Source organism: Sphingobacterium olei (assembly GCF_005048855.1).
Taxonomy (GTDB): Bacteria; Bacteroidota; Bacteroidia; order Sphingobacteriales; family Sphingobacteriaceae; genus Sphingobacterium; species Sphingobacterium olei.
Window position 1 is genome coordinate 602,784 of sequence record NZ_SUME01000002.1, and the last position, 22,974, is coordinate 625,757.

General features: G+C 44.5%; 18 protein-coding genes. 2 read left to right on the plus strand and 16 right to left on the minus strand.

Annotation, left to right across the window (positions count from 1 at the left end):
* Positions 1 to 271 precede the first annotated feature (271 nt).
* Entirely contained in the window at positions 272 to 739 is a 468-nt protein-coding gene (locus tag FAZ15_RS06745; protein WP_136900543.1) for a DUF2721 domain-containing protein, read from the plus strand.
* A gap of 4 nt (positions 740 to 743) precedes the next feature.
* Here the strand turns inward: FAZ15_RS06745 and FAZ15_RS06750 are convergent, their stop codons facing one another.
* From FAZ15_RS06750 to FAZ15_RS06790, 9 genes are all read right to left on the minus strand, one after another.
* Positions 744 to 2,060 (minus strand): sugar MFS transporter, encoded by a 1,317-nt coding sequence (locus FAZ15_RS06750; RefSeq protein ID WP_202912335.1) that lies wholly within the window; start codon positions 2,058 to 2,060, stop codon positions 744 to 746.
* 14 nt (positions 2,061 to 2,074) lie between these two features.
* Positions 2,075 to 4,630 (minus strand): family 20 glycosylhydrolase, encoded by a 2,556-nt coding sequence (locus FAZ15_RS06755; RefSeq protein ID WP_136900545.1) that lies wholly within the window; start codon positions 4,628 to 4,630, stop codon positions 2,075 to 2,077.
* 7 nt (positions 4,631 to 4,637) lie between these two features.
* Positions 4,638 to 6,182: a beta-N-acetylhexosaminidase gene (locus FAZ15_RS06760; protein ID WP_136900546.1), complete on the minus strand. Its 1,545-nt coding sequence runs from the start codon at positions 6,180 to 6,182 to the stop codon at positions 4,638 to 4,640.
* A gap of 72 nt (positions 6,183 to 6,254) precedes the next feature.
* A complete protein-coding gene (gene nagA / locus FAZ15_RS06765) occupies positions 6,255 to 7,442 on the minus strand; it encodes an N-acetylglucosamine-6-phosphate deacetylase (RefSeq protein WP_136900547.1) in 1,188 nt (395 codons plus the stop codon).
* 32 nt (positions 7,443 to 7,474) lie between these two features.
* Positions 7,475 to 8,236 (minus strand): 6-phosphogluconolactonase, encoded by a 762-nt coding sequence (locus tag FAZ15_RS06770; protein WP_136900548.1) that lies wholly within the window; start codon positions 8,234 to 8,236, stop codon positions 7,475 to 7,477.
* Between the two features lie 7 nt (positions 8,237 to 8,243).
* Positions 8,244 to 9,017, minus strand: coding sequence for a glycoside hydrolase family 16 protein (locus tag FAZ15_RS06775; protein ID WP_238387175.1), 774 nt, complete (start codon positions 9,015 to 9,017; stop codon positions 8,244 to 8,246).
* 19 nt (positions 9,018 to 9,036) lie between these two features.
* Positions 9,037 to 10,488, minus strand: coding sequence for a CBM96 family carbohydrate-binding protein (locus tag FAZ15_RS06780; RefSeq protein ID WP_136900549.1), 1,452 nt, complete (start codon positions 10,486 to 10,488; stop codon positions 9,037 to 9,039).
* A gap of 28 nt (positions 10,489 to 10,516) precedes the next feature.
* Complete coding sequence (locus FAZ15_RS06785; protein ID WP_136818703.1) at positions 10,517 to 11,890, minus strand: RagB/SusD family nutrient uptake outer membrane protein; 1,374 nt, start codon at positions 11,888 to 11,890, stop codon at positions 10,517 to 10,519.
* A gap of 11 nt (positions 11,891 to 11,901) precedes the next feature.
* Positions 11,902 to 15,018, minus strand: a complete 3,117-nt coding sequence (locus FAZ15_RS06790) for a SusC/RagA family TonB-linked outer membrane protein (RefSeq protein ID WP_136900550.1) — start codon at positions 15,016 to 15,018, stop codon at positions 11,902 to 11,904.
* Positions 15,019 to 15,359: 341 nt separating this feature from the next.
* Between FAZ15_RS06790 and FAZ15_RS06795 the strand changes: the two genes are divergently transcribed.
* Positions 15,360 to 16,400, plus strand: a complete 1,041-nt coding sequence (locus tag FAZ15_RS06795; protein WP_136900551.1) for a LacI family DNA-binding transcriptional regulator — start codon at positions 15,360 to 15,362, stop codon at positions 16,398 to 16,400.
* A gap of 20 nt (positions 16,401 to 16,420) precedes the next feature.
* Here the strand turns inward: FAZ15_RS06795 and FAZ15_RS06800 are convergent, their stop codons facing one another.
* The 7 genes from FAZ15_RS06800 to FAZ15_RS06830 form a co-directional block, all read right to left on the minus strand.
* Positions 16,421 to 17,134 carry a hypothetical protein gene (locus tag FAZ15_RS06800; protein WP_136900552.1) on the minus strand — a complete coding sequence of 238 codons (714 nt, stop codon included), beginning with the start codon at positions 17,132 to 17,134 and terminating at the stop codon, positions 16,421 to 16,423.
* A 42-nt stretch (positions 17,135 to 17,176) separates the two neighbouring features.
* Positions 17,177 to 17,866, minus strand: coding sequence for a hypothetical protein (locus tag FAZ15_RS06805; RefSeq protein ID WP_136818699.1), 690 nt, complete (start codon positions 17,864 to 17,866; stop codon positions 17,177 to 17,179).
* Positions 17,867 to 17,904: 38 nt separating this feature from the next.
* The gene (locus tag FAZ15_RS06810; protein WP_136900553.1) at positions 17,905 to 18,444 is read right to left on the minus strand and encodes a hypothetical protein; all 540 of its coding nucleotides are present in this window, start codon (positions 18,442 to 18,444) and stop codon (positions 17,905 to 17,907) included.
* Positions 18,445 to 18,465: 21 nt separating this feature from the next.
* Entirely contained in the window at positions 18,466 to 19,206 is a 741-nt protein-coding gene (locus FAZ15_RS06815) for a hypothetical protein (protein ID WP_136900554.1), read from the minus strand.
* Positions 19,207 to 19,230: 24 nt separating this feature from the next.
* Complete coding sequence (locus FAZ15_RS06820) at positions 19,231 to 20,199, minus strand: NHL repeat-containing protein (protein WP_136900555.1); 969 nt, start codon at positions 20,197 to 20,199, stop codon at positions 19,231 to 19,233.
* A 125-nt stretch (positions 20,200 to 20,324) separates the two neighbouring features.
* A complete protein-coding gene (locus FAZ15_RS06825) occupies positions 20,325 to 20,777 on the minus strand; it encodes a hypothetical protein (RefSeq protein WP_136818695.1) in 453 nt (150 codons plus the stop codon).
* Between the two features lie 174 nt (positions 20,778 to 20,951).
* A complete protein-coding gene (locus tag FAZ15_RS06830; RefSeq protein WP_136900556.1) occupies positions 20,952 to 22,964 on the minus strand; it encodes a fibronectin type III domain-containing protein in 2,013 nt (670 codons plus the stop codon).
* Positions 22,965 to 22,974 lie beyond the last annotated feature (10 nt).

The following is a 22,974-nucleotide window of genomic DNA, read 5'->3' on the forward strand; positions in this document are numbered from 1 at the left end:
TATGAAATCTAAGGGGGGAAGAGAAAGAAGAGAATTTCGTTAGAAACAGGCGGATAAAAATTCTTTGAAAGAAATAAGTGATCGTTTTCATAATTTAAATTTATTTAACGATAGGGTTGATATTATTATGTAAATGAACGCATTATTTATAAACAACATGTCAATACGATATTAAGCTTTTGTGAATATTATATGGAATTTAAATCTGCTCTTAATATCTTTGATAATTGCTTTTTTATTTTATAGCGAAAAACATATTACCATTTAGCTCATGATAACGTACAATACAGCGGCTTTGCTCTTTCCGGCCATCAGTTTAATTATGCTCGCATACACGAATCGATTTTTAGCCTTGGCTACTTTGGTCCGGAGCCTGCACGCAAAATATCTTGAACGCAACAAAGGTGGTGTCTTAAAAGGTCAAATTGAAAATCTTCGTTATCGACTTAAACTATTGCGACATATGCAGGGCATGGGAGTTTTGAGCTTTATAGCCTGCATCTTATGTATGTATGGAATCTACCTGAACAACACACTGGTTGCCGAGATTTCCTTTGCATCAAGTCTTTTGTTTTTTACCGTGTCTTTAGTCATTTCTTTCGTAGAAATTCAGTTGAGCAACAAAGCGTTAGAACTTGAGTTGAGTGACATGGAAGATCACCGAGATCCTTCTTTAGTCCAGTATTTAAAGAAAAAACTTGATCATCGGAAGAAGCCAGCTGATAAACCGGAAGAGTAAATATTTACCTCCACTTCTTCAACCTAAAGCCATAGTAGGCATAGAATATTAGATATACATAGCAGGGTACCAATACCCAATAAGCTTCTTTTAGTCCATATGTATCGGCTAAATACCCATATATCAAGGGCATTATCGCATTTCCACAAAGGCCCATAATGAGTAGAGATGCGCCTATTTTGATAAAACGTCCAAGACTGTCCAAAGCTAACGGCCATACACCCGCCCAGATCATCGAATTGGCAAATCCCAACAATACGATAAACCAGACCGAAACATCGGTATAATGTCCCAATAAATGTACTTTGCCTTCCACCAGTATAACCATTATACTCAACACAAGTCCAGACACTGTACATATTCTTAACGCAGTCAACTGACTCATCACCTTTGGAATAAAAGCGATCCCCAACAGGTAACCAATAATCGTAGCTGTCAATGTGTACGACGGAAAAACCTTGGCTTCCAAAAAGGGTACTCCAGTCTCAGATACATAGTTGATGATACTATCCACAGCAATCACTTGAGAGCCAACATGAAAGAAAATCGCGATAGCACCGAATACTAAATGTGGAAAATCAAGGATACTTTTCTTATCCGCATTGGACGTCGCTAGCTGCTCATCTTCCGTCTCTGTATCGATTTCGGGTAAAGGCGAATACCGCACAAATAGACCAAGTATAAATAACACAACCGCCACGACAGCATAAGGCACGATTACACGCGCGATCAACTCATCCAATGCCTGCTCTTTCTCGGCTCCTTCCATCAGATTTATCTGCTCGAATAGCACATTATCGGTCGAACGTAAAATAACCGCAGCAAACAACAATGGAGCAATAATCCCAGCTAGTTTATTGCAAATACCCATAATACTAAATCGCTGTGCTGCTCGCTCTTTGTCGCCCAAGATCGTGATATAGGGATTAGCGGCAGTCTGCAATATGGACAACCCAATACCTAATGTAAAAAGTCCTGTCAAAAACACTGGATATGCCCTTGAAAACCCCGCAGGAACAAATAGCCCTGCTCCTATCGACATAATCAAAAAACCTATCATCATCCCCTTTTTAAAACCTATCTTCTTCAATAGATATCCAGCAGGCAATGACATGACTAGGTATGCTATATAAAAAGCAAAAGCGACAAGATAAGACTCAAAGTGATTGAGTTCACATGCGATCTTAAAATAGGGTATCAAGATGGCATTGATCCAGGTCACAAAACCAAAAATAAAGAATAGCCCTCCGATAATTGCAATGGAAACTATTGTATCTCTTTTACTCAGGGAAGCTAGGGTTACTGTCTTATCTTGTGCCATAATTTGTTAGGTTGTTAATTATTTACCTTTGATACATCAGATCCTTTGCCCAAGTCATTAAATGATTTAAAGCGCGCGTTGTCGTTAAACTCAATCGGCTGGGTAACAATGGGGCTGTCGATCGTGGGCTCCGTACCATCTACCGTATATCGAACGGTAAAACCCGGCAGTTGTGTATTGACATACAACTTTCCGCTCGCTGATTTGATGCCTGGTCTTGGAATACGATAATTGAAGCCGCCGGCATAATAATCCATACGCTTCAGTTCACGATGACCTAAGGTGTGGTAAAAAGTAGCTAAATCCCCTGCATATTGTTCGTTGAAAAGAACTTGATCTGTCTCGGTTTCCCAAACTGGGGCTTGCGCCCATGCTTTTTCGGCCAGTGCAAAAAAACGGGGCAAAATCAGATACTCCATCTGTGTCGGATTTTTAACGGTCTCTGCCCAAAGTAAGCCTTGAATTCCAATGATATTTTTTCGACCTGCTTCGGTTAGCTTTTCCGCATTTTGCAATACTTCGGGGCGTAGCTGGCGCCCTAGCCAATCTCGTTGTTGGTTTTTTAAATAATCAAATGGAATAAAACTAAATGGTTTATCTAGGTCTATAAAACCTCCCCAATAAAACCCGGGCTCGTTAAAGCTTTTGTAATAGGCCATATCAAGATAAAAGTTGCTAACGAAAGAAAGCATTACCTTGTATCCCGAGTTCGCCAATCGATAGGCTAAGTCTTCATTTCCAGATAGATTATTCCATACATTGAGATGAATATTTCGGTCTTTGAACTGTTCATTGGGAATCCACCTTTTTTTTCCATTTCCATCCAAAACCTTGTGCATACCCACTTCTTCCCAACCGAACAAGGTGAGGTTTCGTGCTTTCAAAAGCTTATCTACTTTATCGAAATAGTAATCCCATAACTGATCTGTATGCTCAATTTGCTCATCGGTAGCCTTTAGTTTAGCAAATGCTGGTGATTGCTCCCAAACACCATTGGGTACCTCGTCGCCACCGAAATGAATGATCTCCAATGGGGCGCCTGCTTGTTGGTATAACGCAATAACGTCATCTACTACGACCTCCAGAAAATCGTATACTGAGGGCATAGAAACATCCATGACATTATCATTCCATTTTTGGACAGAACGGTACACAGACTGATCGTCAAAATCTCGTAATAGATACTTTTTGGCTTCATCTTCCTTACCTTCTTTCATTAATCGCTGGTATCTGGCTTCCATCGCTTTAATTGCTGCACGGGCATGGCCCGGCGTTTCAATCTCGGGAATAACGCGAATATGTCGTGCTGTAGCATATTGCAAGATCTCTATAAAGTCTGCTTCGGTGTAATAGCCCGAACCTGAGTTCTTCCCAGCAAATGGTCCTGATCCGTATGATGGTGGGAGACTGGTCTGATCTTCGCCAAAAATATGTCCCCGCTGACTTCCGATCGCTGTAAGCTCCGGAAAACTTGGAATTTCCAGTCGCCAACCTTCGTCATCATTCAAATGAAAATGCAAGGTATTAAGCTTATATAATCCCATCAGGTTCAAAACTTTAAGCACCTGCTCCTTGGATTGGAAATTTCGGGCTACATCCAGCATGAGTGCCCGTTTACCAAAGCGTGGCTCGTCTGCAACGTTGATGGCGGGCAACGAAATGGATTTATTTTGTGAAGAAGCAAAATAGTGGGGATCGATAAGCGTCTTCAACGATTGAATGGCGTAGAAGGCTCCTGCTGCTTGACCTGCAAAAATCCGCACCCCATCATGGTCTATTTCCATACGGTAAGCTTCCTCAGACAGTGCTGCATCGACTTTAAGCTGTATCGTATTTCCAGTTCCGGATCCACTTCCGAACTGAACTCCCATTAACGCAGAAAGATCTTCCTTCAGTAGTTCCACTTCATTCGAAAACACGACATCGGCAACTATTTTTGTGGCATGATTGAGTTCAAAATGACCGACTTTCTCTTCGTAAACCTGTGGCGTCGGAAAGATTTTTTGAGGGATCACCTTGATTTTAGCATGAATCGATTGATTTTGGTCGAATAAGGACGCCGATGTCTCTTCGTTGTCGTTTGCTACCCGATAAAATTTCTTTTCATCTTGAGGAGCACGAATGTCCACTGCTGCCAGAGGCTGAATCCGCTTGTCATCCCAGACGACATAAAATCCCTGAGGGGCATCCGAGCGGTTGACTAACCACGAATGAGAAATCAACTCATAGCTAATTTCCTCGCCTGGTTTTAGTCCTTCAAAGTCTCTGGAGGGGCTAAAATAGAATAAATCTCCATTCACATGATTAATATCAAGCAAATTTTGCTCGTTTTTGGGTGTCGCGATCCGTATAAAGTTAAAATACAACCGCCAACCGGTTTTAGGCAAGGCTATCTCCCCATTATTTTTAAAGGTCAGTACAGACAGGGCCTGCTCTTTACCTGCATAGTTGTTTTCGATGGGTAACCAGCTCACATCGATTCGCAATGTATCTTGTTGTGATGCGCCATTTACTTGCAGCGCAAATAATACCAACGCACAGAGGCTTGAACATATCGCTTTTATCATCATATATATCTTAATATGTAGTATCTCGGGCCAATCGCTCGTAGAGTATTTTGATTTTACTGTTTCGTAGCTCGTTTTCTTGTGCTATTTCAGCATCATGTAGCAAATACTTGTTTAATTCGGCAAATCGTCGGTCTAGTGTTGTCGTATCTATAGCCTGCAGTTCTGCCAATAGCGCAGGAACATCCCTTTGTTGAAAATCCGGTGAATTTGCCCGCAATTCGATAGACATATAACTCAGGTATTGCAGGCGAATATCGGCCATCAAACGGTAATGCTCAAATTCTTCCACATTCTTACGCGGTTTTAGTTCATGGAAAATTTGTGAAACCAGTTGTGCACTATCCCGAAAAGCGGTGATTTCGAGGGGTTCTTTACTGATTTTTCCCTGATTGATTTCGTAGGGAATAGCGTGCAGAGCTTCCCGGAATCGTGTGGCTTGTTTATCGCCAAAACCATATTGCGCCTTAGCATATGATGTGACAAAATCATTCACATCTAATGCTGAACTATTATTAACGCTCTGAAAATAAGCCGCTATTAAGATATTGAATCCAGAAATGGGGTATACACGACGGATTGTATACAGGTCAACAATATCGCGCGTCGATTCCCATACAGGTGAATACAGTCCCGATGTAGACCATGAGGTCATGACCATGCCCTGATAACCAAATTCTCGGGCCAGAGGGATGAAATCCCGTATATTATTAAAATGCTTTTCCCACTGTGTTAAGAAGTAATTGTCAGGATGGCTTCGGATGGCCGGTGATCCCCATATTTCGAAACCACTATTCAATAGGTTATCATGCTTGCCAAACATATTGATATCCCAGCCATAATTCCAATCTACAAAAACAGTTTCCTTGGGCAGACCCTCCAACGCGTCTGGGTATTTTAACGCAATATCCGCCCAAAGTACAGGCCGTTTTCCTAAACTCACGACAATATCGCACAACAGTTTAATGTAATCGCCATATAATCGGCCCTTGCCCACAGCTTCAACTTTTTTCTTTGATTCGGCAGAATGTCCTAATAAGTAGGTTTCATCCCCCCCAATATGGATATAATCTGAGGTGTGTGTGCCGATCAGATCTTTGTAAAGACTTGTAAACAGTTCCTTGTTTAATTCTTCACGAAGCGGATTCACCTGGGAATAATCTTTTTGATCTTCCCGTAGATCCTTGTATCGATAATGCCGAAGAATGTACTCCACATGACCGAAGCTCTGCTGTAAAGGAATCACGTCGAGTCCTAGGGAATCACAATACGAAATAAAATCGACGACCTCCTCTCGCGTATAGGCATATCTATTGGGAATCAGTGGATGATCTTTGAATGGATAAGTAGCCTCCCACTCCATGACCAATGTATTCAACCCATTGTCTTTCAGCTTTTTTGCAAAAGCCTTTAATGCGGGTAACTTCATGACCTGAATCCTGAGATCCAAATGAAACCCTTTCACCTTAAAATCTCGATCCACATCTCGCTGGGCAAGAGCGGTCGCCGTAAACAAAAACCAAATTCCAACGAGTAGACTTATATAATTTTTCATAATATTAATTTTAACCCAGATTTCGCATTAGAAAAAAATGTCGAGTTTACATTACGTCACATCAATAACCTTTTAATGGGCTTGATACCTTACTTCGCCCGCAATTATGGTCACTGCAACACGGATATCATCATCAAATAAGACGATATCGGCATCCATTCCGATGGCTAAATAGCCTTTACTATCTAGTCCCATGATGCGGGCTGGAGTCGATGTCATCATCTTGACCGAATCGAAGAGCGATACATACCCTTCCTGTATCATGGTTCGCACCAAGCGATCGGCAGTAGCAACACTCCCCGCAAAAGCAGACCTATCCAACAACTTGGCTACGCCATCTTCTACAATTACTTTTGTGCCTTCTTGTTTTGCACCAAGTATACTTTCTCCTTCAGGCATGCCCGCAGCACGCATGGCGTCTGTGATCAATGCGATCCTGTTGGCACCTTTGATTTTGAAAACCAGTCGGAGCAATGGGGATGGAACATGAATGCCATCAGCGATGATCTCAATATCCATTTCGTCGATCAAATACCCGGCTTCTACAGCACCCGCATATCTATAAGCATTTCGCCTAGTTATGCCCGACATGGCCGAATAGAAATGTGTGGCCAAGGTATAACCATTATCAAAGCCCGCTTGTACTTCTTCATATACCGCATCGGTATGCGCTAGAGCTAATATCTTACCCTTGGATTTGACATACCTACCGAATTCTATGGCTCCGGGCAACTCCGGGGCGGCACTCCACCGTACAATATCATCCGAGTATGCTAATATCTTCTCGTATTCTTCAGGATCTGGGTGACGAATGTATTTGGGATCTTGTGCTCCTTTTTGACTTAGCGCAAAGTATGGACCCTCGAGATGAACACCAACAAATTGTGCACCTTTGGTATTAATTTCTTTAGCTGCTTTGTATGCGTCCAGTGTCTGAAACAAGGCTTCAGTCGTGCTGGTCAACGTGGTAGGACTCAGGGCGGTTGTACCGTACCTAACATGGGTCTCTGCTACGCCCAAGAAAGCGGCTACCGTACCGTCCATAAAATCATGCCCTCCACCACCATGAACATGCATGTCAATAAAACCAGGAGAAATATACAAGCCTTCAGCATCAATCAATACAATATCTTCGTCAATATCCGTCGGTTTATCCACACCTATGTCATATATCACCCCATCTCTGGCATAGAGATAGGCATTTTCTAAAATCCCACTCGCACCGATCAGTTTTCCATTATATATCAACAAGCTACTCATTCTACTAAATCTAGTGAAAATTGGCTACAAAATCAAACCTTCATTACTGCGACCTCGCTATAGGCTTCTTTATCGAAAAAATACTGGCAACTAGGATGTTCGCGCAAGATCGTTGCCGGCCAAGAAGCATCAACAGGGCTAAGCAAGGCATGTCGAACAGCCTCCTTTTTATGCGCACCTATAACGACGCAAAATAATGCTTCGCCACGTAACAAAGTCGGTATCGTTAAAGTTAACGCTGTCGACGGCACCTCATCTAGTGTAGAAAAGCACTTGTCATTTACCTGTTGTTGCCGGCATACAACATCCAGATCCACCAATTTGACGGTATCGGGATCATTAAAATCAGCCACCGGCGGATCATTGAATGCGAGATGACCATTTTCTCCGATGCCGAGACATACGATATCAATAGGTCCGTTTTCAATCATCTCCGAAAAACGTCTTATCTCGTCGTGTACGTTTCCGCTTGTCGATATAGTATGTCTTTCCCCTATAGCTACTTTAGAAAACAGATTCCTGTCCAGGTATCGGGAAAACAACTGCGGGGAATTGTCTGCAAGACCAACATATTCATCCATATTGAATGCCGTTATGTTGTGCCATTGAATTTTTTCCGAACGGGTAAGGTATTCCAGCATATAATCTTGAGAGGGAGCCGCCGCAAATATCATCCGGATATGCTTCTTCTTCTGTTGTAACCGTACAATCTGTTCTTCAATAGCCTGTCCTGCCGCATAACCTGCTTGTTGTGCCGACTGAAAAACATGGACATTCTTAAAATATTCTGACATATTCTTTTTATTTTTTAATAAACTCTACTTTTTCTATAATGATTTCCTGTTCTTTTAGATCCGACGGCGCCACACCACGAAACAGCCATAAGTTCATACGTAGGCGTTCTTCATTTTCGGGAGGGATATTTCCTCCAGTATAGGTCCATTCATGTATTACATTTTCAGCAGTGGGAGTCAAACCATGTCCCTGCAAACTGATGAAATCAATTTTATCTGCTTGCCAGTCGAAAGCATGTGTCGACTGGGTTCCCAATAGGTTGAGGTCATAACGTACCTTATTGCCGGCCCGATCCGATGGCTGCACCGCAAACTGCGAATCCTTATTGTCTGCTACCGACCATCGGGAAAACTCGATATCAATCTCTTCATGATCATTTTTATACGTGAATAATCCAGCTACTACGTTTTGATCCAGCTTACTAACGTCGCTCGAAATATAAAACACATACTGGCCGTAACCCATACTTCGGCGCAAAATAACCCCTGCGCAATACCAGAATCCACCCTTCTGCACAATTTTTAAGTGCAAACGACCCTGTTCGTCTACCCATACATTTTCGGAAGCGTCTGAAAATAGATTTGGACCCGGCCCCTGTTTTGCAGTACCTGAGGTACGCACTATCCAGTCCATCCCTGAAAAAGACAGCGTCCTATCTGTATTTATCGTATCCTGACCTGTTTCGTTGACAGCACTTTTCGAACACGACATGGTAGCCAGCATGAGGCCCATACACAGCAACGCACGGCCGATCGGATTGAAATCAAACTTTCTTACCATATCAGAAGTGTTTTTAAAATTATTGCACATTAATATTAACCGATATATCGTCAACCAATCCTCCCGATCTATCCCTAGCAGACAGACCAATCGTACTCGCAGCATTGTTTTCTCCATTGTGGATGAAGAGAATATTCTTCAGGTCAATATCCAACTGTGTAAACCGATCTCCTGGTCGCAGGATATTTGCGCCTTTGATCAACCAGCCATTTGACGATATGTCATCTACGGTATAAGCAATATCAGCCGCTGCAGCTCCACTTACCTCCAAGACCTCTTTATCCAGCACAAACACGCCGCCACTGGATACGTTGATACCTGCATTTGCATCCAACGTCAAGGTGCTTACCCCCGATGCTAATATGGCAATCAACATAGGAGGTGCTAACGTCGGGTGTTCTTTCGAAGCAAGATCCGTTGTTTCATCCGAACCCGCTTGCGCATCCAACATAAAGGTAACACGTCCGTGATCGGGCTTTGTGTTGTAAAAGCCGGTAACATCGAAAACAAATGGCTGCCCCGCAACCGCAATAAAACTGGCAATAGGGCTAGTCCCAGCAGGAGGCTTTTGTGCCGTATTGAAATTAATGGCTGTCTCTGTCCAATCCGTGTATCCTGGTACATCATATAAATAGGTAAATACCCCCTTACCAGCTGTAAAAGCTGTCTGGATCTTCAATTGCATATCGGTCACGATACCGTCTTTCTTAAAATCGTCAAAATTAAATAGCAGGTAAACACGACGGTCTACTTCACTGTTGCCGTTAAGATTTTTAAGACGCAATGTTGTGGCAGTTCCAAAATTCGTTCCTGCGGACGGAGGTCCATTGACATACGAATCGTGAAGCGCATAAATGGTATCACGAATGAGGTTAGGATTGGGTGCGGCAGCCTCACCTGTAGGAGCGGAATAATAGACAACCGAATTGACGACATGAATTACTCCATTGGTCGGCTCCAGATTTGACGTCCGGATCTGCCATTGTACATTGGTGCCCTCATTGATCAACCCGATAAAACTGCTGTTGTGCGAAAGGTACATCACCTGACCATTTTCCGTCTCATAAGCGATGGGACGATTGCTTGGCGCCAATGCAGGATCCGTGAAGATAACGCGATCCTTCACCGTGTGGTAACGTAATATATTACGCAATATGGGCAGCGGGATGTCTTCTACTGTGCTGTATTGATTTTCCCGTAGGTAAGTCCTGAATGCCGCGTTGTTAGGAAGAATATAGGTTTTCGCTTCCGATCCATTAAACAAGGATTGAACCTCTGCATACGTGATTGCCTGTTGCAGGAAAGACAGTGAATCGCTCTGCTGGATATAGTCCCAGGCGTTTAGGTCTAATTTGCCATCGACATTGGATGGCTGATATTTGAAATCTTCTTGTATCTCACAACTGCTGAATAAGATCAAAATAGCACCGTAGGATAGCAGAAGAGGTCTTATTAATTTTATATTTTTCATCTGTATATATTTTGAAACCAACTAAAAGTTATTTATAAAACTCATTTTGATCGATATTTGGATTCCGGTTGATGATGTCTTCGTGAATAGGCCACACAAAATTGCGGGTATCACTGATCTCATTAATTGGCCCCATGACTTCGACCACCTTGCCGGTTCTGACCAAATCAAACCAACGATGACCCTCGTAACACAATTCAACTGCGCGCTCGTGCAACACGGCAGACGCCAAATCGCCATACAAAGCGGTGGATCCAGACAAATCTAGATTATCTAAGCCGGCACGTCTTCTTATTTGGTTCAATAAAGGGAGGGCTAAATCCGGTTCGTTTAGATTGGCATGAGCCTCCGCTTTTAACAAGATGATATCGGCTAGCCGCACCAAAACAATATTATTAGAAGATGGATCCGGGCTTTCGTCATTAAATCCTTCACCAAAAAACTTCCATATTTTACGTGGCGCTGTCTGTGTGACATCGTAAATACGGGTTCTTCGTAGGTCACCATCTTCAAATGTGCTTCTAAATGCTAAACTGGGAAAATAGTAGCTATCAGAGCCCAGAGCATAGATGACGCGCAGTGCATTAGTTTGAATTTCATTGTAACCGACTTCAAAAATACTTTCATTGCTCATCCCATCCGTAAATATTTTGTTCCAGTCTTGCATAGAAACCAAGGAGTAATACGGACTTTCAATAACACGCTCAGCGGCATCGATCGCATCTTGGTATTTTTTGCGCCACATGTAAACTTGCGTCAAGAACGCATCTGCACCTCCTTTTGTTAAGATTACGCGATTACGTGCGCCTGTGTAATTATCTGCACAATAGGTAGATGCATAGAGGAGGTCTTCCTCAATCATATCCAGCACAGCTTCCTGATTGGTTCGGGTGGAAAAAATATCTTGTTGAACGCTTTCGAAAGGTTCCACAATGAGCGGAACGTCACCCCATACGCGCACGGCATAAAAGTAAGCGATAGCCCGTAATGCTCTAGCCTGTCCTATTAATTGATTACGCAAGGTGCCTTCTTCTGAGTCAAACACCTGCGGAATATATTTGATTGCATAATTAGCCCGGCTTATAACGGTATAGAGATTATCCCAACGGGCAGACTGCATAACCGGCGTGAGGTCGTTTTGAGTCAACGCTAGGGGATCGCCCGCCTGATTGGTTGATACGGCGTCGGCACGACCTTCACCCCACAAGGCAAAATTTTGGCGAAAAGCCGATTGCATCGAATTATAGATACCATATACACCGGCCTGCGCATCACTTGCATTCTTGTAAAATCCCTTAGCCGAAAAGCCACTGATCGGCTCCTTATCTAAAAATGAGTCTGCACATGAGCTAACCAGTACGATCAGCGTGAATAGCAGAAATTTTATATTCGTATTTTTCATAATATATTCTATTAAAGACCAATATTTAACCCGAAAATGAACATACGGCTTTGCGGATAAGAACCTTGATCCACACCGACACGCAAGCCAGAAAAGGAATTGACATCTGGATCAAATCCAGTGTATTTTGTCCATGTGATCAAATTGGTACCAGTTACAAAAGCATCGACCTTACGCAGTCCGATCCGGTTCACTAAACTATTGGCAAACGTATATCTTAGATTAACATTTTTCAATTTGATGTAAGAACCATCTTCTACCCATCTGCTGGACACACGGCTATCTGTCTGCTTTGGGTCATCCCTCACCGGTTTTGGGTAGTTTGTGACGTCACCTTGCTCTCGCCACCTGTTCAGTGCATCTGCTGATAGGTTGTTATAACGCACGATAGAATTCCGTTCCTGGTTTATCGCGCTATAGATATCATTGCCGTATGAGAACTGGAAAAACACATTCAATGCAAAGTTCTTGTACGTAAAGTCGTTACCAAAGCCTCCAAAGAACTTAGGCTCGGCCATACCAATGATCTGACGATCATCAGGCGTAATAAAATCATCGCCATTTAGATCGTGCCAGATGGGATCGCCACCCTTAAATAACGGTCCCAATGCACCATGCGTGATCGCATTCACATTGTCTTCATCACGAGCATATACCCCGTCAAAGCGCCACCCATAGAATACGCCGATAGGCAACCCTTCCTGTAAGATATGGTATGCTCCATTTTGGATATACCCGTTTGTCAAGAGATTTTCCGGTAGTGATAAGACTTTGTTACGGTTCAAACTGATGTTAAGGTTTGTTGCCCACGAAAATTTCTCACGGGAAATATTTTTAGTGGTCAGCAAGAACTCCGCACCACGATTCTGTATACTACCGATATTCTGCATAAAGCTGCCAAATCCGGTTGTTGTAGGAATAGGAACGTCGTATAACAGGTCGTCGGTATTTTTAATATACAAATCGGTTGTAAAGGTGATTCTGTTCGCAAAAAACGCCAGATCCAGACCTGCATTATATTGTGTCGTCGTTTCCCAAGTTAAGCCTTCATTCGGCATAACCGTAGGAGCTGCGCCAGAAAAGTCAAGGTAATTGGCACCAACAACAAATTCGCCTTGAGAGGTGTAATCTCCGATGGCCTCATTACCCGTCTTACCTACACTGAAGCGTATCTTACCATCGTTGACTACGTTAGCGTTGAAGAAATCTTCTTGTGAGAAGCGCCAACCAACCGATGCAGAAGGAAAGTAACCAAATCGCTTCTGCCTACCGAATCTAGATGAACCATCGGAACGTAGGTTGATTTCTCCCAGATACTTCCCTTGATAATCATAGGACGCACGACCAAAATAAGACAGCATCGCATGTTCGGAAGCAACATTGATATCTACACCATTCGCATCTTTGTTAGAGATCGTACCTGCAGCATTCAATGTCCTGATATTATCGCTTGGAAAAAACATGCCGTTTAGCCCTGTACGATCATAGCGCCAGCTCTGTAAGCTAAACCCTAACAAGGCTCCAAAATTATGATCTTGATTGACTGTTTTGGTATAGCGCAAAAAGCTCTCACTCCCCCAGTTCATGTTGGTACTGCTTCTAACTGCACCCGTATTATAACCTTCTCTGTAATCCAGTATTGTCGGCATGAATTCATCTTCCTTCATGGATGTGAAGTCGAAATTTAAATTACTTCTGAAAATAAGGTCGGGTATAATCTGATACTCGAGGTATTGGCTACCTATTATCCGGTTGCTTTTATTTAAATTTGTCGCATATTTGGCAATACCTACCGGGTTCCGTCTCCCTAAACTATAACCGTTTAACGAACCATCTGGCAAGTACATAGACATAATAGGTGGACGGACCAGCAATTCCCGGATCACACTTAAATTGCCGGCACCGGCAGCATTGATCCTATTATTAAGGGCATTCGTATATGAAATACTTTGACCAATTTTCAGCTTATCCGTAATATTGAAATCTGTATTCAACCGGGAGGTGAGTCGCTTAAAATTGGAATTCAAAATAATACCATCTTGATCCAGATACGATGTGCTCCAAGCGTATTGCGTTGTTTTACTTCCTCCTCGAATAGATAAATCTACTTTATACTGTGGTGCCACACGCATCAACTCGCTCTGCCAATCCACATCTCCGTTATTTGTTGCACTCAATGAATCCAAAATCGTCCAGAAGGGCTCTTCCGGATTGTCCATATTATTATATGAATCGATAATAGCTTGACGATATTGTGTGGCATTCAACACACTTAACCTGCGCGTTAACTCACTTACGCCGGTGGTTAAATTAACATCCACAATGGCCTTACCCTCCGCCCCTCTTTTAGTGGTGATCATCACCACACCATTCGCAGCTCGCGAACCGTAGATAGCCGTGGATGCCGCATCTTTTAATATTTCTATTGATTCAATATCTCCTGGATTTATGGCGGCCAAAGGATTTAATCCGAAGCCCTCCGTGCCATTGAGGTTGGACATGGATCCCGATTCGATCGGAATACCATCAACAACAAAAAGTGGGTTATTTCCTGAATTCAGCGAGGAGCTACCCCGCACGCGAATAGTCATCTCGCTACCTGGAGCGCCCGAATTGGATGTAATCTGAACACCCGCTGCACGTCCCTGCAAAATAGATATTGGATCCTGTAATGCTGTTTTTTCGATCTCTTCGCTATTTACGGAAACAATCGATCCCGTCAAGTTTCGCTTTTTCTGACGTCCGTATCCCACCACCACAGTTTCTTCAATTTCATTGGAGGAAGATTGCAAAGAAACATTAAGTACGGATCGTCCGTTAAGACTGATTTCCTGTGTACTATAGCCTAAGATGGAAAATACCAAGACAGCGTTATCAGCTACACCTGGTATACTGTATTCACCATTCTGCCCGGCGCTCACCCCCTGAGCCCCATCCTTGACGACCACACTGACCCCTGATATGGCTAGCCCTGTCTGGCCATCGGTAATTCTTCCAGATACTGTCCTTGTTTGTGCCAATACAGAATGGAAGAGAAGGAAATTAAAGGCAACCAAGGCTACCCACCTAATGATTGCTTGATTTCTTTTTGGGCTTAAAGAAATTTTAGGATTGGTTTCTAAACTCATATATCATCATTTATCGAGGTTATAAAATGTTAATCGAAACTACTTAATAACAACTATTAATGCAAACATTTGCCCAAAAATTTTATCATTATTAAATATAAATAACAAACAATACTTATCATATATAATTGATCTATAGAATATTAATAAATAAATCAAATAAAAAATAAATGCTGAAAAAATACTGAAAGCACATAAATAATGCAAACGTTTGTCACAAAATAGAACTAAAACAGCACGGCGTTGGAATTTTACTTATCTTTATTTGCTATACTTACCTTATGTTATTTTGCCCGCTTGCAGTAGGACAACTCTAACCATCGGGCAATAGTTTGACAGAGATGAAAAGAAAAAAAACAACTCCTATAACGATAAAAGATCTGGCCAAAGAACTCAATCTTTCGCCCTCAACTATATCAAGAGCTCTTGCTGATCACCCCAAAATAAGTCAGGCTACCAAAAAACTTGTTTCTGAACGAGCTGAGCAGTCTGGCTTTCGCCTTAATGCAATTGCCTCAAGTTTTAGAAGCAAAAAAACAAAGTCTATAGGTATAATCGTTCCGAGGATAGATATTGATTTTCACTCCCGTGTGATTAGCGGCATTGAAGATTGCGCATATAAAAGTGGCTATCATGTTATTATCTTTCAGTCCAAAGATTCCTACAAAATGGAAAAAGAGATCATTCAGAATCTACAAAACATGATGGTAGAAGGTATGATTATCTGTTTGGCGATGGAAACCAAAAATTTTGATCATCTCAAAAAACTCATTAAAACTAAACTTCCTGTCGTTTTCTACGATCGAACACCAGAAACTTTCGACACCAACAAAATTACGATTAATGACTTTGAATCGGCATTCAACGCAACGGAACATTTGATAAAGATCGGCTGCAAGAATATCGTGCATATAGCTGGTAATCAATCGACCGGAATTTTCAGGGCTCGGCTAGAGGGGTATAAAGCAGCGCTTAAATCATACCATCTGCCTCTTAGGGACGACCATATTTTTGTGACCCATAGCTTAAGTTATCAAGAAGGGCTAACATGTGCTGAAAAAATATTGGAATTAAATCCGCTACCTGATGGTGTCTTTTGTGCTAACGACTACACAGCTGCCAGTATGGTAAAGGTTCTTAATAAACGAAAAATAAACGTACCAGAACAAGTCGCAATAGTCGGTTTTAGTGATTATCCTATTGCGCAGATAATCGAACCCAGCCTAACCACTATTAACGACCGAGCGGTACAAATGGGAGAAGCGGCCGCCAAAATGCTTATTCAACATATTCAGGATCAAGACTTTGACATTATCGATCATCAGGTGATTACTTTAAAAACAGAATTGATTGTGCGCGAGTCTTCGACACGAAAAGCCTAAGCATATCGATCCGTTCTCCTTTACTTGCGTCCATATTGCGTGCTTTCAAAACCTTGTATGGCCCCGTTGCTAAAAAACGACCGCACACGCACCACCTCCATGTGATTACCTATCCTGATCATCAGGGTTCGTATTCGGACATCGTTGGACATTACCGACGTGAGGTGATCTGCTGCCATATTATTGATCAATTCATATGCTGTTGTCGGCTCAGTGTCATCGTCTACACCAAACACAAAACTGTCTGTGGATACCGCCAGATGGGTGCTGAAATATGGAATGAAATACGCTGGAATATTAGTTGCCCATTGGGTACGTTCGTATTGGCCAGGCAGTACATTGCTATCCGGTATCTTGTGTAGGGAAAGTGAGTTGTCCACAATATTGGCTGCAAACTCCGAATCGCCAGCATCCCAAGAAGCGATCGCCCCCTCCCTGATACTGATTTTCAAATACTGATTATCCATATCGATGTGCACTTCATTCCCGCTCACCGTAAAACGGTGCGAATAAATATACGAGGAGCCATCATAGAATGTTGCGCGTTTGACCAATGGGTCGAATGTGATCATAAACGTGGATTGGATATTTTCTACAGGCGTTATTTTGCCAATGACTACGTATCCGCCTATATCTTCATTAAGATCAAAGCCCGCATTGACATTGTCCTTTTTGCAGGCAGACGCACCTCCCAGCAATAAGACGACGAATAATATTCTTGCTAATGTTTTCATGTATTAATTTTTTATTTCCTCTTGTTTCATTTTGCTTTTCTATTACTTCAATAGGTAAGTATAAGTTGTGAACTTCTTCATCCCTGAATAAGGGGTGGGCTCATAACAATACATGACCAAGAAATTCCCATGCGTAATGAGCATGGTGAGATATTGTCCAGCATAGCTGTCATTTGGCAACAAGACCTGTCTATCCACTTGCTTAAAAATCAAGCCATCGCTACCCAAGCTTCGCAGTCTTACCCCGACAACTTGCATCAAGCCTTCCGGCTGGCCGGGAAAAATAGTTAGCTGGCTATTTTCGTTGATTTCCCGCCATTCAGTTCCCTTCAATGAGTTAGGGCCACTGGCACCGGCTATACGGATATTGACCAAGTGAAAATAATTTGCAGGAGTTGGGCCGATGATATCCACCAGCTCATCCCGATTTCTGGTCGCACTCCAGCGGTTGAATGCGCCTTCGGTAAACCTAAAATCAACCTTATTCCCTTCCTGCGACCATTCGCCAGAAAAGGTATTGACAGCATCGTACCAGGTGAATTTACCCCCTTCATGCAATCTAATAGCAAAAAGCCTATTATCGTCTGACAGGGCATCGTCGGTAAAATGACCGTATAAAAGGGTGTTGGCCAGGTTATCCTGTTGGTCGGATGATGTACCATCCTTTTTGCAGCTTACCACCGCCAGCAGCCCGACCAACCATGGAAAGATATAGGTAATAAGATGTTTCATATTTCGAATAATTAATCACACGGTGTGTGCGGTGCATATTAGAATTCATAGGTGAATTTGAGTCCCAAAAAGGATTGGGAGAGTAGCCCAAAGTCCGCAATTCCTGAATTCATCCATTCCTCATATTTCAGCTCGGCACGGACGGGACCAAATAGGGTACCAACACCCGGTGAAACTAGGAAGCTCGTGCCTTCTCCCACTTCAGCATCCTGGAGGGAAATCACCGGACCAAATTCCAATTTGGCAAACACGGGAAAAGCCGTATTGAAATTGTATCGCGCTCCCAGTTTTATGGGCACATACTGCGGATTATTTACGCCTTCGAGTCTTTCATAATACACAAACCGGTGGTATCCCACAGAGGCAATCACGTCCAAGGGCTCGTGGAATGGCATAGCATAGCTGGCATTTAACGTGGCACCGATACCCAGCATGTGTTCCGCCAAGCCTTCTGTAAGCGGAAGACCGACTTCCAATCCAATGCCGAATTTCACGGGGAATTGTGCTTTTGCATGTTGTACCCCGCCAAGTAACATCATGCACATGGCCAGTACGAGGGAAAATTGTTTTGTGTTCATGGAATTTGAATGTTATGTGATTTAATTTAACCAAGCTGTCATTTTCGTATAGAGCGGATCCACCCAATTGCCGCCGCAATGTGTATTGCAACTATTGTCTACCACGGCTTCACTTTGCGCTTTTACTGCCGGGTTAATTTGCGCCATAAGCGCCGCTCCAGTGAGCCCGCCGCCATCGCAGTTGCAGTTGCATACGATGTTGAATACGGGAATTTTGAAGTTTTGTGCTCTCCAAGCATCAGCCGTCCAGCAGGAGGCGAGCAGTCCTTTGGTGTGTTTGAGGGTTTCCGAAAGGACGATATTGGTAAGCAGCATGGCCGAAGAATACGATACACCACCCACCACGGACTTGGACTTGTCCACTCCATATTTTGCCGACAAAGCATTGATGCACGTGGCGTAATCCTGTCCTACCATGGTGGCGCTGCCATTCCAATCGGCATTCCCGGGTGTAGCGCGGTATTGCACCACGGCAGCCACGTAACCGTTTTCTGCTGCTTTCTTGCAGGTGTTATTTTCAAGCCCCCCGTCCAAGCTGCCGGGACTAGGATTTCCAGGGTCATTGCCGCTACCCATCACCAGGATGCCTTTGTAGCTACCCAGGTTTTCATTGACATACACCTTATAGGTGATTCCGCTGGCCGTTTCGACACGGATGGTCACATCTCCTGACTGTTCGTCTGGACGGTTGTTATCTTTTTTACATGCCGACATCAGGCAGATCAACATGGCAGAAAATATTAATTTTTGAAGTGCTTTCATGGTGTAATAATTTAATCTCAATCATTATGGTTGGTAAAAAATCACTTTATTCTGATCGAGATGGGCGGCCAATAAGCCCACACCATTGCTTGGCGTGGGCACAAACGCCAATCCGAACAAATTGCGACCTACAGCTATTTCCTTAACACAATCATCGTAACTCACGGATGGACCGTTGAACCCCTGTGGGTTAAGGAGGGTAACCATGCCAGATACCGGCGAACTGATCACCAACACCCCATCCGTTACAGCTATATCGACCGGGTTGGCGATACCCCTCGCAATGCCCACAATTGTACCGTACGACCCATCCCCATTTAAAGTATGCTTCATCACGACGTCTTCACCAAACGTTGTGGTGTACAGCGTATCCTGATAGATGGCCAACCCTTTGACATTGCCAAAACCTGAGGCGATGGGTTGCTTCACATCCGAGGTAAGCGGACTATTCATCCGGATGATGTTTCCCACGCCATCATTTGCGATGTAGAGCCTGTCCTGGCTGTCGAAAGCCAGACCTCGCGGGTTCACAAATCCGCCTTGTATAGTTTTGACATAGTGGTAAGTGACAACGTCTGGTCGCCCAGAAATCGTAAACACCTGTTTACGATAAACGGCAATGCCTGCAACCTGCTCGGTTTCGGCCACATATAGGTTATCATCGCTGTCAAAAGCCAACGCCTCAGCCCCTCGGTTGTCCCATTCAGCCACAGGAGCGGCCTTAGCCAGAAAGTCACTGTAATTGCGCCAAACCCTGGTTTTGCCAAGGATACCATATGCACCACCATATTCGCCAAATCCGTTATATGCATTCACTGCGACCATTCCGCTTTTGGAAACCGCTATACCGCATGGCCGGCCGAAATCGCCTTGCGAAACCGCCTTATAATCTGGCAGCGCACACTGCGCCACATGTGGGCCATTACCTTCCTTTTTGCATCCCAACGCAATTCCCAATGCCACTATCCATACCCATGTTAAACTGAATTTCATTTCGCTTAGTTTTTTAGAGTCAATGAACCGTATCGTGCTCATTATCTCTTGTATAATATTTTTCCAGCCGCCCTGATCGCAAAACAGCACCTTATCTTACAAATCGTCTTAATCGTGCTCTCATTTTATGGGCTAATATTCACCGGCCCTGCATACCTTCCTTTGATCGTGCTCTTTTCGGCAACCAAATCGAATGTTATTTGGTAATTACTTCCTGTTTTGCGGATACTGACCGAACCGGAAACCACTTCATCCACCGGTTCATCTGCCACCAAGATGTGTCCATACCAAAAGTTTTCCGAAGGATTGTAGTTTGGATTATTATTCTGATTGGCATAGGTGTATGTGCCCTGTGCCACCTCGTTGCCAAGCTTACTCAAAAGGATGTTGATCATGCATTGCTGGTCTTCGCTGTATACCTCCAGCGACTCGTAGTCATTGGCGATGATATAGCTGGCACTGGCTAACGTGATGGCTTGCCCGTTGTAAGTCAACTCATTTTCGGGTTGAGGGTTGTCTTTTTTGCCGCAAGCCATGGTCAATAGGACAACTGCGATGCATAGTGAAAGTCTGTTCATAACATCTATATTTAACGAATGACTACACAAACCTAAGTCATGCCTCAGATTTTATTTCCAACAATGCGCCGGTATAGCGTATCAATGAGCGAGTGAGCCGTTTGATTGAGGGAGCTGTTCACATCCGTGCCAATACCCGCCGCCAAGCAAGGAGGCCGGTAGGGTTAGGCGCCGTTAAGGCATCGTAATCGAAACCTCCTCGCTTACTTCACTTTCAATTCCGCGTTTATCGACACTCGAGACATAATAATAATAGCGATTGCCCGCTTTTGCCGTTTTGTCTAAATAGCTTTGCTGTTCTCCCACGGATTCAACGTCGGCAATCATTTCCGTACCACCTGCGGCCAGCGCCCGGTAAATGCGATACGAATGAATGTTGCCCGATGCGCCATCGGTGTCCCAGTTAACTACCACGCCGCCGTCGCCCGCCATCAATCGCACACTCCCTGGCGGCAGGGGTTTCTGATATTGGGAGGCTACGACCACTACCGGGCTCAGCGCGCTCAGCGTACCACTGGCATCAACGGATCGGATGGCGTACCAATATTGCTGCCCGTGGGTCAGTGTGTCGACAAATTCGTTCATATCGGTTTCCAGCCATGCTTTTTCCCCGAATGCTCCATCATCGGTGTCCTTGCGGTACACCCGGTAAACAGCCACGTGCTCAGAAATGCGGTGCAAATCCAACCAGGTGAGCGAAACCGTTGTATCGGTGAGCCAAAGCGGCCTCAGCTGGCTGGGTGCGGTTAACCGCACGGTTTCGTTCGTACCAGACCGCAGTACTTCGATGACGGCGGAAGGTGGACTCAACGATTGGGTGGTAGATACGGCAGCAACCATGTAGTACGCATGGCCACCCGCTGCCCGTTGTGCAGTGTCTACATAAGTATTGAGGCCCGCCGTGGGGGGTAGCAGTCCGCTTACCTGCTCCAAGGGCGATGTGGGGGACGTGGTGCGATACACGTAAAAACCGCGCAGATTGACCGTATCAGCATAGTACCACGATAAACGGCAGCCTTCGGGCGTATCTTTGCCTTCGAGGTTCTGGGGCGGCAATAGCTTCACGACGCCCTGATAGATGCCAGAAACGCGCGGCGACGCTAGGGAAAAATTGGCCTCGCCCTGTATCAACAACTGGTAGTAATAGCTCTTTCCCCCGCGCACGTCGAGGTCTACGTAGGCGGTATCCGTTACGGGCACAGTAGCAATGGTTTCGTACCCCCCGTCGTACACAGCGCTTCGCAGGATGACGATGTTCTGCAGGCTATAGCGCTGCTCCAACGGCTCCCAATACAGCCGTATGCCGTTGTCTACCGCCTGGGTCTGCACATTGAACGCCGTTTCGATATTCCGACGCCCGCCTACCTGCAAGGTAACGGTATCCGAGGGATTGCCGGGGTTGCCAAAGATATCCCTGCTGGCAATGTAGTAATCGTACCGCACACCCGATAGCGCCGTGGTATCGGTGACCAAGTAGGTAAGCGAATCGCCCTTGGCATTCACGACTACGCCAGACGGCGTGAATAATTTTTCGAAATCGGTAGCCGTGCCGCTTACCCTTCGCCATATGTCAAATTGCATGGCCCCGTTCGCTTGCGCGGATTGCCATTCCAGGTATGGCCGGCTTTCTCCGGGGTCAACAATGGTGCTCCTCATCGGGGAAAATGCCGGCGATGTCCGTTCATAGTCCACCCACTCTGATCCAAAACGGGATCCATCGGCCTTGCCTGTGAATTGATAGGCATAGGTTTCGCCGCTTACAGCGCCGGTATCCAAAAAGCTCAGGCCCAGCGCCAAATGGATGATCGGACTACGCACACCCAATAACGAGGCCGCGTCCTGACCACTCCATACCTGCCACAGCGAATCCGCCAGCTCCGTAGCGGGTAGGCTGTATCCCGGAAACAAATCGACCACATCGCTCATCCGTCGGTAAAAATCAGCACCGCTGGTCGGCCGGGCAGTCCTTCCGACAGGCACATAATCGGCGTCCGCCTTGCTTTTCCGCATAACGGTCAGCCCCATCCGCGCCACCGCCACGTCATTGAACTCCACGTAGAGCCCTTGCGCCGTACCGGTGAAGTAGGCCTTTTCGCCCGTCTTACGCTGCTGCGCCAAACCGACCGTGATACCGGCAAAGCCGGCCACCACTAACATCAACACACTTTTTATACTCGCAGATTTCATTGCTTTATCG